Raw genomic sequence first — 14,024 nt, 5'->3', positions numbered from 1 at the left:
ATAACCAAATGATGATTAAATGGATAAAAATATAATTCTAGATATTGAAAATGTTTCAAAACAATATCGTCTTGGAGAGGTTGGCACAGGAACATTACAACATGATATAAAACGCTGGTGGGCTAATCTGCTAGGTAAAGAAGATCCTTATCTTAAAATCGGCGAAGCTAATGATAGAACGCATAAAGGTGAATCTGACTATGTCTGGGCACTTCAAGGTATCAATTTCCAAGTAGAGCAAGGACAGGCTGTCGGGATTATTGGACGAAATGGCGCTGGTAAATCAACTTTATTAAAACTCCTTTCTCGTGTTACAAAACCAACAACCGGGTCAATAAAATACAAAGGACGTATTGCGTCATTACTTGAAGTAGGTACTGGTTTTCATCCAGAAATGACAGGTCGTGAAAACATCTACCTAAATGGAGCTATTCTTGGAATGACAAGAAAAGAGATTTCAAGAAAATTTGATGAAATTGTAGATTTTGCTGGTGTAGAACGTTATATTGACACGCCAGTTAAACGTTATTCATCAGGGATGTATGTACGTTTGGCATTTGCGGTAGCAGCACATCTAGAATCTGAAATATTAATTGTAGATGAAGTACTTGCCGTTGGAGATGCAGAATTCCAAAAAAAATGTCTTGGAAAGATGGGTGATGTTACAAAAGGTGAAGGTAGAACTGTTCTATTTGTAAGTCACAACATGACCTCCGTTAAAGAGCTTTGCAGCAATGGCATTCTTATGAAAAATGGAATGGTAAGCTATCAAGGAGATATATTGGAAACTATTTTAGAGTATCAAAAAGATTATGAATTATCAAATAGCTATTTGGCTGAAAACATAGAGACAGCAGTAGGAAATGACAATATCAAAATATTAGAATTCTCTGCTAAACCTATTAAGCAAAACATCATAGATATAGATTCAGGAATTCGAATAAAACTGCAATTTTACAACAATCTAGCAGATATAAACCTTGATGCTACTTTTGAGTTAAGAAACTTTGAAGAGTTGGTAATTTTCCACGTTGGTAAATTAATTAGTGAAAACTATAATGCTAAAAAAGGAGTCTACTCAATCGAATTTGATTTACCCGCAGGTATGCTAAATGCTGGTAATTACTACTTCAAGCTAATTTTTGGCAAGAATCAATCTGAAGTATTATTCAATGTAGATAATCTCATCGGCTTCGAAGTAGAAAATGTAAAAGTGGGTACTAAAACGCATATTTACCCAGGAATTATTAGACCTAGTTTTGATTACAAAATTGATTTTCAGTTATGAAACCACAAGTAATAATTTTAGATAAAATAGGTTCGTCACAGTTAGGGTATATAACCATTGCGGAAGCTCAAAAAAACATTCCTTTTGATATAAAAAGAGTATATTGGACCTATTATACACCGCAAGATGTTGTGCGTGGTGGGCATGCTCATAAAGCTTTAGAACAAGTAATATTTGCTGTATCAGGAACAATAACTTTTAATACAGAAAATCAATTAGGAAACAAGGAAGCATTTGTTTTGGATCATCCTTCAAAGGGCTTATATCTGCCTAAATTAATTTGGAGAGATATCCACTTTACTCACAATGCAGTTCTACTTTGCCTCGCTTCAGAATTGTATAATGAAGATGATTATTTTAGGGATTTTGAAGAATTTAAAAACCATAATGATGAAATTTAATAACCGTAATGTCTATATAAGTCCGAAAGCAAAAATTGGCAAAAATGTAAAAATTGGCGACAATAGTGTTATCTATGATAATGTTATAATCGGTGACAACTCTATTATTTCTAATGATTGTATTATTGGTGAGCCACTTAATGATTATTACTTTAAAGACGATTATCAAAATCCTGAAACCATAATTGGAGAAGGTGCTTTAATCCGTAGTCATACAATTATCTATTCAGGCTCTTCTTTTGGAACTAACTTTTCAACAGGTCATCGCGCAACAGTAAGAGAACAATCAAGATTTGGAAATAATTGCAGATTAGGAACAGTTACAGACATCCAAGGTTATGTAGAATTTGGAAATAATTGTTGGTTACACAGTAATGTTCATATTGGCCAACAATCCAAAATAGGAAACTTTGTTTTTATTTATCCTTATGTTGTATTAACTAACGATCCAACACCACCTTCTGACATTTGCGTTGGGGCAACAATTGGGGATTTTTCTCAAATAGCTGTTGGAACAGTCCTTTTACCTGCAACCAAAATTGGTATGCATTGTCTCGTTGGTGCGCAATCGCTTGTTGGGGGAAAATATGAAGATTATTCATTAATAGTTGGTAACCCAGCTAGACGAATTAAGGATGTTAGAGACCTAAAATCTAAAGAAACAGATGAAAGCCATTATCCATGGCCAGATAAATTCAGTCGGGGAATGCCTTGGGAAAAAGAAGGATTTGATGTCTGGAAACTAAAAAATGGCTATGAGAATGACTAAGTCTTAAGATCGCTAGAGAAAAATTTTACCGATAGTACTTCTTATGCTCAAAAATTTTCGTTAAAATATTTCATTTTCATGTGTTGCAGCCGTTATTTCGGTTGTACTATACTATTATGAATTTTCATTTTTCAAAGATTAATTTTTTGACCGCAAGTTCTAAAAAGAAAAACTTATATTTAACTAAATATAAAAATAAAAGAAACTAAAGACAATAGTACAATGATAAAATTCCTTGACTTACAGAAAGTAAACTTATTATATCAACAAGAAATTGAGCAAAAACTATTAGATGTTTTTCGTTCGGGTTGGTACCTGATGGGAGAAGAAGTTAAAAATTTCGAAAATAATCTTGCCAACTATATTGGTGCGAGATATGCAATTGGTGTTGCCAATGGATTAGACGCTTTACGTTTAATTTTTAGAGCTTACATTGAATTGGGAACAATGAAAGCTGGGGACGAAGTAATCGTTCCTGCAAACACCTATATTGCTTCTATTTTAGCACTTTCTGATAACGGATTAGTACCTGTTTTGGTGGAGCCTGATGACAATACCTTCAATATTGACATTAATAAGATTGAAACTGCAATCACAAAAAAAACGAAAGCAATTTTAATCGTTCATTTACAAGGAAGAATTGTTTTTAGTGAAGAATTAAAATCTATCGTAGCTAAACATAACCTAAAAATTGTCGAAGACAATGCTCAAGCTATTGGAGCAACTTGGCAAGGAATAAAATCTGGAAATTTGGGAGATGCAGCAGGATTTAGTTTTTATCCTGGGAAAAATCTCGGTGCGTTAGGAGATGCGGGTGCAGTCACAACAAATGATGACGAACTTGCAAAAACTATTCGTGCAATATCTAATTATGGGTCCAATCAAAAATATGTGAATATCTATAAAGGATTAAATTCTCGCTTAGATGAATTGCAAGCAGCTGTTTTGGATGTGAAACTAAAATACATTGACAACGAAAATAAAGCTCGTAGAATAATTGCCAAACGTTTTCTTTCGGAAATCAATAATCCAAAAATTATTCTTCCTGAAAATCCTACGGATGAAAACGAACATGTATGGCATGTTTTTGTTGTAAGATCTGCAGATCGAGATCAATTACAAAACTATTTGACTGAAAAAGGAATACAAACCATCATACATTATCCTATTCCACCTCATCATCAAGAGGCTTATAAAGAGCTAAAAGATTTATCTTTTCCAATAACAGAGGCTATGCACAACGAAGTATTGAGCTTGCCTATTTCTTCAATATTGACTGATGAAGAAGTGAGTAAAATTATTAATATTGTTAATCAGTTTTAAAAATGTCTACACTTCCATTAGTTACAATTGTTGTCATATCCTACAACCAATCAAAATATATTAAGGAAAATTTGGACAGTATAAAAGCTCAAACCTACTCTAATATAGAATTAATTGTTGCAGATGATGCATCAACCGATAATTCTGTGGAGATATTTGACAATTGGTTAAAAGATAATAATTATCGCGCAAAAAAGAATTACCATACAAAAAATACAGGCTTAGCCACTGTCCTAAATGAGTGTGTTGAATTGGCAACTGGAAAATACATAAAGTTAATAGCTGCAGATGATTTTCTTCATCCAAAAGCAATTGAAAAATGCGTCCAAAAACTTGAAGAATTAGGAGATGAGTATGGAATGGTATTTACAAATACGAATACGATTGATGATAATTCACAGATTATTAATATAGAGGCAGATTATAATATTGATTCAGAAATGAATCCTTATATTTTAAAAAAAGAACTATTAAAAAAGAATATAATTTCGGCATTGTCAGTTGTAATGCGTTTAGATGTATTGAAAGTTACTGGTGATTATAACTCAAGTTTATTAGTTGAAGATTATTATAGATGGCTAAAAATTAATAAAAATTATTTGATTGCTTATATACCTGATAAATTAGCTTTTTATAGATATCATGAGAATAATATAACTAAAGTAAAGAAAGAAAGAATAATAAAAGAAGACATTTATTTGAAAATACTTTATGATAAAGATGGAGAAATTAAAAATATTATTAACAATTATTTTTTTAATCAATATATAAATAAAAAAAATATTGATCGTGATATAATAGAACAATATAATAGCTATTCTTTTAAAATTAAAAGACTGTCTATTGCGATTAAGTATAAAATACCAGTGTTTGTTTATAAAATCATTTCAAAGATAATATAAAATAGTTTTGATAAAATGTTACCTAAATTAAAGAAAGCATTCAAGTTCCTTTTTACTTCGATTAGTTTCTTTACAAGATCACTTAAAGTGAAAACGATATTCTTTTTCCCATTTTATCACACAGGTGGAGCAGAAAGAGTTCATTTAGATATTGTGAAGAGTTTAGGAAAAAAAAAATCTATTGTAGTTTTTACAGCATATTCTAATAACAATCATTTTTTGAAAGAGTTTAAAGAATATACATATTGTTTTGATTTTAAACCATTTCTTAAAAATTTATATTACAATAACACAATAAATTATATATTCAGATTTGTAGGCTACTTCAATAATGTATCAATTTTTGGATGTAACAGTTCATACTATTACGATGTTTTAAAGTATTTTAATCAAAAAGTAAAAAAAATAGATTTGCTTCATGCATTTACATTGCCTGATTATGGAGGTATGGAAATTTATAGTTTATCATTTGTAAAATTATTAGATAAAAGAATTGTTATTAATAAAAAAACAAAGAATGACTTTGTTGCACTCTATAAAGAAAATAATATTGATTTAGAATTAACGAATAGAATAGACGTTATCTATAATGGAGTTGGAATTTCACCTACTTTTTCAAGGGATTATGATAATAGAAAAGTTCTATCTTGTGTTTATTGTGGTAGAATTGCAATAGAAAAGAGAGTTGATTTAGTTATAGAGATTGGTGAAAAAATTGTTCAGAATGTAAATCTATCAATCTATGGACATAAAGAGATTGAAGTTGACGGTATTGAAAAATTTTATATAAAGAATATAGAATCAAAAGAAGAAATTAATTTGATCTATCAATCAAGTGATATTCTTTTAATTACTTCTTATAGAGAAGGATTCCCAATGGTGGTAATGGAAGCTATGGCAAACGGCGTAGTTTGTATATGTACAGATGTTGGAGGTATAAATGAACATATAATAAATGGAGTAAATGGTTTTTTAGTTTCTAATGAATTAGATGAAAATGAGATTATTGAAAAATTTTGTTTAATAATAAGTGAATTAAATTCCGATAGAAATTTATTGCAAACTATTTCAAAAAATGCCCTTGAATACTCTAAAAAGAATTTTTCATTAAATACTTTTTCATCATCATATAAACAAATATTGTTGAACGATAAAGAGTAACTAAATTATATTTGATGAAATTTTGCATTGCTTACGATTCAATTATATCATAATTATTTTGAAACAATTATGTTGCGAAATTAACCTTCTGCATATTCAGTTAACCCTTTCTTGTTTCAATAAATGATTTTGTTACAAAGAAACGCAATGTTAAGATAAATAACTAACTTCTATTAATCTTCACCTAGCAAGAAAGACTAGACCATCATCCTCTACAAATTCAAAACAAAAATTAAGCAATCCACAAATTTATTCAGCATCATTATAGCTAATATACATAAAGTATCATCACAAATTCCTATAACAAACCTCCTCTTTAAGTCGGCTCAGAGGCGACATAAAGGTAGCAAAGAGGTAGCATAGAACTACTATAAAAATAACTTAGGAATACAGTTGAAGAAGTAAAAAACAATTAAAAAGAAGAAAAATAGAAATAAATTTACTATACTTAATTAACTGATTTTCAATTGTTAAATATAGTAAATTTATGGCTAAAACAGATAATAAATTTAATATAAATGTTAAATTAGGAAATTTAATTTTTTTTCAACGTAATGGTAAATCTTTTGTCAAAAAATATGCAGGTGGATTTGTTAATAGTTCAGCACAACAGCATCCAAATACAATAGAAGTTAAGAAACGTTTCAAAGAATTATCGATGTTTTCCGCATCCTTCAAGAAAAACATACTACCATTCAACTGGAAACAAAAAGACGGTACCTTTCATAACCAATTGGTTTCATTTTTCTCTACTATTAAAAAAGAAACTAATCAATCTACCATGTACACAGCACTAGTAGAAGCCTACAAAAATGGTAAATTACAACATCGTTCACTCAACAAAAAGTGCAAACTATCTCCGTTTTATGTGCAATATAACGCCCAAACAAATGAATTAAAAATACAAGCAGGCCTAGTATTTCAAAACAAATCCAAATTCCCAAACGCTTATTTAGAAATCAGTATAGGATGGTTTGTTTGCACCGAAGAATTAGAGATAAACCTTATCAATTTTCAACATTTCTATGTTCCAATAGATAACCTTGCTACACCACTTGCAGAAATTAAATTATCACCATAAATACAAGAACAACAAAACTCATCAACAACTTTTCCTTTTGTCGGTATATCCATTGTGACACAAGACAACGAACAAGCAAAACTCTTTCATCCTTTTCACTATACACTCACCACATTCCTATAAATAAGAAAGCATAACCTATAATTAGTAAATCTACTTTTCATTAAGAATACCATAATTATCGTATAAAATTAATAATGATAAATAAATACGGTTAAAAAATAGAAGAGCAAGGCCATCAAATAATAACTTGTATATTCTTACAAACGACGTAACTTTGTAAACAACCTAAATTAGAAATACTTAATATACACATCATGCAACAACCTCTTATTTCGGTTATTGTTCCCTGTTACAATCAGTCTATTTATATGGACGAGTGTTTGCAATCAGTTTTAGATCAAACGTACCAAAATTGGGAAGTTATCATTGTAGATGATTGTTCGACAGATAATTCAGTTGCTGTAATAAAAACATTAGTAGGTCAAGATCAACGGTTCAAAATATATGAAAATAATGAGAACAAAGGTGCTGGATATACCAAAAGACGTTGTGTTGAACTTGCCAATGGAGAAATCTGCGGATTTGTTGATCCAGATGATGCAATTGTAGAAAGTGCTATAGATGTAATGGTAAAAAAACATCAGGAGGAACAACTTGCCTCTTTGATTTATTCTCAGTTTTATCTATGTGATGAAAATTTGAATATCCAAAAACCTTGGAAAACGAAACAGGTTTCAAATAATAGTAAAGATTTTTTCAATTTTGATGGAACAATTTCTCATTTTGCAAGCTTTAAAAAAGCTGCATATTTTAAAACAGAAGGAATAGATTCTTATTTACAAAGAGCCGTAGATCAAGATCTTTACTTAAAATTATATGAAGTGGCTGATGTATTGTTTTTAGATGAACACCTTTATATGTATCGAATTCATGATGGAGGAATCTCAACAATAAAAAATGTAAATAAAGCAAATTATTGGCATTGGGTAACAGCAATAAAAGCTGCAGAAAGAAGAAATGTAAATATAGAGGATTTATTTGTTGAAAATTTGGAGCAAAGAGCTGTACTCAGAAAACTAAATCATAAATTAGATTTGATGAAAAAAAGTAAATGGTTGAGATTGGGATACAAATTGGGTTTGTTCAAAGCTTATAAATATCTATGAATGGAATCACTTATTTCAATTATTATTCCTGTATATAATACAGAAAAATTTATTTCAAGATGTATAGATTCCGTATTAAAACAGGATTATGCTAATATTGAAATAGTTCTTATAAATGATTTTTCAAAAGATAATTCTGAAAAAATAATTAGTGAAAAATTAAATTCAGCAACCCATTTTAAGCATGCTGTCATCAATAATAAAGAGAATTTAGGTTTGAGTAATTCTAGAAATATTGGTATTAATCATTCTACAGGAGATTATTTATATTTTTTAGATAGTGACGATGAACTTTCTAATGAGCAAGTTATTTCAAAATTTTACAAAAAAATTGAAGAAACAAAAGCTGATGTTTGTATTGCTGAAACGCAACAAATAAGGAATAAAGAATTTATTCAAAACAATTATCATCTTATCAAATCAGAAAAAAATAGTTTAGAACATGAAATTGCTGAACATTATTTGAAAGGTGAATGGGCAGCAATTGCGTGTAATAGATTATATAGAAAGCAATTTATTGTAAATAATAATTTATCTTTTTATCCTAATATTATAAATGAAGATGAATTGTGGAGTTTTCAGGTCTACTTGAAAGCTAGAAAAATTGTCTTTTTAAAAGAAAAAACATATTACTACTATATAGGAGAAAACCCCAATTCTATAACATTTTTAAATAAGAATGATATGATTAGTCTTGAGATTATTTTATTAGAAAAATTAAACGCTTTATATAATAATAAAACAAAAATTTCCTGTAAACCTTATTCAGATGTATTGAAGCATGATATTATAAAATTATTGAGTAAAAATGATTTTAATTATTTCTATTGGTGTAAATTTTATAATGGATTAAACCAGAAGCTTAGTAAATATAATGTTAATTTTTTATTACCAAATTTTATTGCTTACATCCTATACCATTATAATTTTAAACAGCTTCCTTTTCGTAATATTAGAATTAAGTAAATGATTACCATCTTCACCCCAACCTACAATCGCGCTTATATCTTGCCAATATTGTTTCAATCTTTGGAGGAACAGTCACACAAAGATTTTGAATGGTTAATTGTCGATGACGGAAGTACAGATAATACGGCGCAATTGGTACAACAATTTCAAGAAAAGGCAGATTTTGAAATACGTTACTTTTTGCAGGAAAACAGTGGAAAGCATATTGCGATTAATCATGGATTAGAAAAAGCCAAAGGCGAACTGTTCTTCATTGTGGACAGCGACGATTTCTTATCAAATGATGCCATTGATAGACTTACTGCTAAATATGGCCATATAAAAGACAACAAAAACGTCGCCGGAATTGCCATTGGCTGTCGTTCTATAAAAGACAAAAGCAAAATTATCTACTCAAAAAACCTTCCGCAGCACGAGATTCTTTTAACCCATAACGAACTCGTTTACCAGTTAGGAATAAAAGGAGATTTTGCTACAGCTTTCAAAACCGAGATTCAGAAACAATATCCTTATCCACATTTTGAAGGAGAAAAATTTTTCAGAGAATCCTATGTCTATCGTCAAATTGGTGAAAAATATAAAACCCTGTATATTGATGATCCTATCTATTTTGCTGATTATCTGGAAGATGGCCTTACATCAAAATCTTGGCAGTTATTAAAAAAATCGCCTAAAGGCGCCGCCTTATTTTTTAGAGAATTAAGTAAAGAGGATATACCATTAAAAAATAAATTATCTGCACTTAATGCTTATTGGGACTTTCAAATTAACGATATTAAATCACCCTGGACCGAAAAATTAAAAGGAACCTCGCTCCTACTCTCTTTACTTGTTTTAATTAATAAAAAAATTAAATATTATAAGTTTTAGTTTTAATATTTTTAAACATATTATAAAACATTTAGGTAAAGATACAATGGGGAATTTTTTTTTAAAGCTTTATTACTAAAATTTAAAGCTAAAAATATACATTTTTGACATAAAGAGAACGTAAATTTGCATCTACAATTACATTTAAAAATACAAATGAATTTCAAACCTCAACTCGAAAATAAAAAGATACTTGTCACTGGCGGCGCAGGTTTTATTGGCTCTAACCTTTGCGAAGTTTTACTACAAAACAATGTTAATGTAACTTGTCTAGACAATTTTTCTACGGGGCGTCGTGAGAATCTCGAAGCTATCATAAATCATCCTAATTTCACCCTAATAGAAGGCGATATCCGTGATCTGGAAACTTGTAAAAAAGCTTGCGAAAATAAAGACTTTGTTCTTCACCAAGCGGCTTTAGGCTCTGTGCCAAGATCCATCAACGATCCGATAACAAGTAACGATGTTAATGTTGGTGGCTTTCTTAATATGCTTGTTGCTGCAAGAGATGCAGGTGTTAAGAGAATGGTGTATGCAGCGAGCTCTTCGACCTACGGAGATTCGGAAGCGCTTCCAAAAGTAGAAGATAGAATTGGAAAACCTCTTTCTCCTTACGCCATTACAAAATATGTTAACGAACTTTATGCCGATGTTTTCAAAAAAACTTACGATTTCGATACGATTGGCCTAAGATATTTTAACGTATTTGGAAGAAAGCAAAACCCTGGCGGGGCATACGCAGCTGTTATTCCAAAATTTGTGATGCAATTTATGAATCATGAGTCTCCAACTATTAACGGTGGTGGCGAGTATTCTCGTGACTTCACATATATTGACAACGTTATCCAAATGAATCTTTTGGCAATAACGTCTGATAACAAAGATGCTTACAATCAAATCTATAATACAGCTTTTGGTGAAAGAACAACGCTTAATGATTTGGTTAAATATTTGAAAGAATATCTATCAGAATTTGATTCAAAAATTGCGGATGTAGACATCATTTACGGAGATTACCGAAAAGGCGACGTCCCACATTCATTAGCAAGTATTGACAAAGCAAAAAATTTATTAAATTACCAACCTCAATTTTCTATGAAAGATGGCTTAAAAGAAGCTGTTAAATGGTACTGGGAAAATCTAAAATAACACAATGACACACAAAATATCTATTATTGGGCTTGGTTATGTAGGTCTGCCTTTAGCAAGACTTTTTGCAACCAAATATCCTGTGGTTGGTTTTGATATTAACCAAGCCAGAATTTCAGAACTTCGACAAGGTATCGACTCAACTTTGGAAGTCGAAAATGATGTTCTGAAAAGTGCAATTATTGACCACAATCCAACCGCAACAGACAAAGGTCTTTATTGCTCTAACGAGCTTAACGACATTGCAGATTCTAACATCTATATTGTTACGGTCCCAACGCCTGTTGACAAGAATAACCGTCCAGATCTAACACCACTTTACAAAGCCAGCGAAACGGTTGCTAAAGTTTTAAAGAAAGGCGATATCATAATTTACGAATCGACAGTTTATCCTGGTGTTACTGAGGAAGAATGTATTCCTGTTTTAGAAAAAAATTCAGGCTTAAAATTTAATGAAGATTTCTTCGCTGGTTATTCGCCAGAGCGTATCAATCCTGGCGATAAAGAACATACGGTTGAGAAAATCTTAAAAGTAACTTCTGGCTCTAATCCCGAAATTGGAAAAATTGTCGATGACATTTACAAATCGGTTATTACCGCAGGGACACATCTTGCGCCAACTATTAAAGTTGCTGAAGCGGCTAAAGTTATCGAGAACTCACAACGTGACATTAATATTGCTTTCGTTAATGAATTAGCAAAAATATTTAATCTAATGGACATCGACACGCATGATGTTCTTGCTGCAGCTGGCACAAAATGGAACTTCCTGCCCTTCAAACCTGGATTGGTTGGAGGGCACTGTATAGGCGTAGATCCTTATTATCTTGCCCAAAAAGCTCAAGAATATGGTTATCATCCAGAAATCATCTTGGCTGGTCGTCGCATGAACGATTCTATGGGACATTATGTAGCAAGTGAAGTTGTTAAACAAATGTTGAAAAATGACATTAAAGTTAATCAATCCAATGTTTTGGTATTAGGTTTCACATTTAAAGAAAACTGTCCAGATGTCAGAAATACCAAGGTTATTGATGTTATTAAAAACCTAGAAGATTACAACATCAAAGTTAATGTCTATGACCCTTGGGCTAACCCAAGTGAAGTTAAGCATGAGTATAATCTCGACACTTCTAACCAACTTCCGCAAGAGAAATTTGACGCAATTGTATTAGCCGTTTCTCATAACGAATTTGAAAATTTAGATTTAAATAATCTTCTTAAAGAAAATGGTGTCATCTACGATGTCAAAGGAAAACTAGCTCTTGAGCAAAATATAAAAAGATTGTAAGAAAAAAGGCATCAAATTAGTTTGATGCCTTTTTTTTATTTTAGTCTCCAAAACGTTTTCGGAATAACTTGTATCCTAAATTAGTTGGCAAAGACATATAAAAATTTTCTTTTTTCTGTTTGGAAGAAAACTCTGAAGAAAAATAATGAGATAAGTTTAGCCCTTTAAGTTTAGCATAAGCTTTATAGCTATGTTTCCACAATTCCTCATTTTTTTGAGCCTTCCAATTCATCAATAAAGTCATTGCTTTAAAATTGAGTAAGTATTTTAGAATTTGTAATTTTCGTGAAGCTACTTTTTCCGATAAATAATAATCGTTAAGCTTATTAGCAATTGTGATCCAATTGTCAAAATGCACTTTTTTTCGGTTATGAATAACAGATTCCGAGTGCAAATAGTAATTATAGGTTTTCTTTCTTAAAAAAGCAATTTTAGTGAGTTTTAATGCCATCTCGAATGTATGAAGAGAATCTTGCGCATATAATCCTTTCGTAAAGTATATTTTATTATTCCTAAGAAAGTCAAGTCGAATCAACTTGTTCCAACTCGACACAGGAAATCCACCATCTACCAAACACTTAAGAATAACATCGTTACCTTCCAATACATCATCTTTAACTCTTAAAGGGAAAACATCAACTTCTTGATATTCCGGAAGCTTAATTCCTTTAACCTCTCCAACAACAACTTCAGCATTTGTCGCTTCTGCCACTTCAACAAAATCTGCAATTGATGACGCTTCCAATGTATCATCACTATCTAAAAAGAAAATATAATCGCCTGTCGCCTCATCTATCCCTTTATTTCGAACAACAGAAAGTCCAGAATTCTCGCTTAATTCTATCAATTTCCAATTACTAAGTTGACCTTCTCTAATAAAATTCGTCACTAAGTCCGCACTATTATCTGGTGTTTTATCGTTAACTAAAATAACTTCAATATTAGGATATGTTTGCGATTTTACTGACTCCAGCGTCTTGATAATAAAACTTTCACATTTGAAAATTGGTATCGAAATCGTAACTTTTTTGTCATTCATGTTATTCATTATCTGCAAAATTATCATTTTATTTTGGAAAGCAGTATCTTTGGACTACACAAACAAAAGATGATGAGTATTCTAGCAAAATTAATTCTCAAAATTTTAAAAAAAACTAACCTAAAAGAACTTTCGAAACACCAAAACACCAACATAAAGATTGGTAATTTTTGTGATTTCAAGTTTTATAATGGCTATAAAAACATAAGCTTTGGTAAGGACATTAACGTTAGGGATAATTGTCATTTTTTGGTCGGAAAAAATGCTAGTTTAAAAATTGAAAACAATGTGTTTTTTAATAATAACTGTTCCATAAATTGTCTCGATAGTATTGAAATTGGTGAAAATACATTGATCGGAGAGTCTGTCAAGCTCTACGATCATAATCACGAATATACATCATCACCCAACTTTAAAGTTGAACATCAAAAATTCACAACTGCTCCTGTCAAAATCGGCAAAAACTGCTGGCTTGGCAGCAATGTTATTGTGATAAAAGGCGTAACAATTGGCGACAATACAATTATTGGCGCAGGTTGTGTTATCCATAAAGATGTGCCAGCTAATTCGGTTATCATTAACAAGCAGGAGCAAATTGTAAAATCAACCTAG

Annotated in this window: 14 protein-coding genes; 13 read left to right on the top strand and 1 reads right to left on the bottom strand. The window is 30.8% G+C overall.

Going from position 1 to position 14,024, the window contains the following annotated elements; translation table 11 throughout:
• Window positions 1-19 precede the first annotated feature (19 nt).
• From AC23MB_RS01610 to AC23MB_RS01555, 12 genes are all read left to right on the top strand, one after another.
• The gene (locus tag AC23MB_RS01610; protein WP_487786365.1) at window positions 20-1,288 is read left to right on the top strand and encodes an ABC transporter ATP-binding protein; all 1,269 of its coding nucleotides are present in this window, start codon (window positions 20-22) and stop codon (window positions 1,286-1,288) included.
• Window positions 1,285-1,689: a sugar 3,4-ketoisomerase gene (locus AC23MB_RS01605; RefSeq protein ID WP_374329174.1), complete on the top strand. Its 405-nt coding sequence runs from the start codon at window positions 1,285-1,287 to the stop codon at window positions 1,687-1,689. The genes AC23MB_RS01610 and AC23MB_RS01605 overlap by 4 nt, the downstream gene beginning before the upstream one ends.
• Window positions 1,676-2,458, top strand: coding sequence for an acyltransferase (locus AC23MB_RS01600; RefSeq protein WP_374329175.1), 783 nt, complete (start codon window positions 1,676-1,678; stop codon window positions 2,456-2,458). Before AC23MB_RS01605 ends, AC23MB_RS01600 begins: the two co-directional genes overlap by 14 nt.
• Before the next feature lie 222 nt (window positions 2,459-2,680).
• Window positions 2,681-3,781 (top strand): DegT/DnrJ/EryC1/StrS family aminotransferase, encoded by a 1,101-nt coding sequence (locus tag AC23MB_RS01595; RefSeq protein WP_487786364.1) that lies wholly within the window; start codon window positions 2,681-2,683, stop codon window positions 3,779-3,781.
• Window positions 3,782-3,783: 2 nt separating this feature from the next.
• Entirely contained in the window at window positions 3,784-4,683 is a 900-nt protein-coding gene (locus tag AC23MB_RS01590; RefSeq protein WP_487786363.1) for a glycosyltransferase family 2 protein, read from the top strand.
• Between the two features lie 87 nt (window positions 4,684-4,770).
• Entirely contained in the window at window positions 4,771-5,844 is a 1,074-nt protein-coding gene (locus AC23MB_RS01585; RefSeq protein WP_487786362.1) for a glycosyltransferase family 4 protein, read from the top strand.
• A 487-nt stretch (window positions 5,845-6,331) separates the two neighbouring features.
• A complete protein-coding gene (locus tag AC23MB_RS01580; RefSeq protein WP_487786361.1) occupies window positions 6,332-6,925 on the top strand; it encodes a hypothetical protein in 594 nt (197 codons plus the stop codon).
• Window positions 6,926-7,242: 317 nt separating this feature from the next.
• Window positions 7,243-8,094, top strand: a complete 852-nt coding sequence (locus AC23MB_RS01575; protein ID WP_487786360.1) for a glycosyltransferase family 2 protein — start codon at window positions 7,243-7,245, stop codon at window positions 8,092-8,094.
• The gene (locus AC23MB_RS01570; protein ID WP_487786359.1) at window positions 8,095-9,060 is read left to right on the top strand and encodes a glycosyltransferase family 2 protein; all 966 of its coding nucleotides are present in this window, start codon (window positions 8,095-8,097) and stop codon (window positions 9,058-9,060) included. It abuts the gene before it with no gap.
• Entirely contained in the window at window positions 9,061-9,933 is an 873-nt protein-coding gene (locus AC23MB_RS01565; RefSeq protein WP_487786358.1) for a glycosyltransferase family 2 protein, read from the top strand. It abuts the gene before it with no gap.
• A 156-nt stretch (window positions 9,934-10,089) separates the two neighbouring features.
• On the top strand, window positions 10,090-11,082 hold the full coding sequence (locus AC23MB_RS01560) for an SDR family oxidoreductase (RefSeq protein WP_487786357.1): 993 nt from the start codon (window positions 10,090-10,092) through the stop codon (window positions 11,080-11,082).
• 4 nt (window positions 11,083-11,086) lie between these two features.
• Window positions 11,087-12,373: a nucleotide sugar dehydrogenase gene (locus tag AC23MB_RS01555; protein ID WP_487786356.1), complete on the top strand. Its 1,287-nt coding sequence runs from the start codon at window positions 11,087-11,089 to the stop codon at window positions 12,371-12,373.
• A 40-nt stretch (window positions 12,374-12,413) separates the two neighbouring features.
• Here the strand turns inward: AC23MB_RS01555 and AC23MB_RS01550 are convergent, their stop codons facing one another.
• Window positions 12,414-13,412, bottom strand: a complete 999-nt coding sequence (locus AC23MB_RS01550; protein ID WP_313027246.1) for a glycosyltransferase — start codon at window positions 13,410-13,412, stop codon at window positions 12,414-12,416.
• A 69-nt stretch (window positions 13,413-13,481) separates the two neighbouring features.
• Here AC23MB_RS01550 and AC23MB_RS01545 point away from each other — a divergent pair, with 69 nt between their 5' ends.
• Window positions 13,482-14,024 (top strand): acyltransferase, encoded by a 543-nt coding sequence (locus tag AC23MB_RS01545; protein WP_374329183.1) that lies wholly within the window; start codon window positions 13,482-13,484, stop codon window positions 14,022-14,024.

This window comes from Soonwooa sp. T0.1_25 (assembly GCF_057652215.1).
The sequence above is the reverse complement of the archived record's forward strand: the minus strand, read 5'-3'. Positions and strand labels throughout refer to the sequence as shown.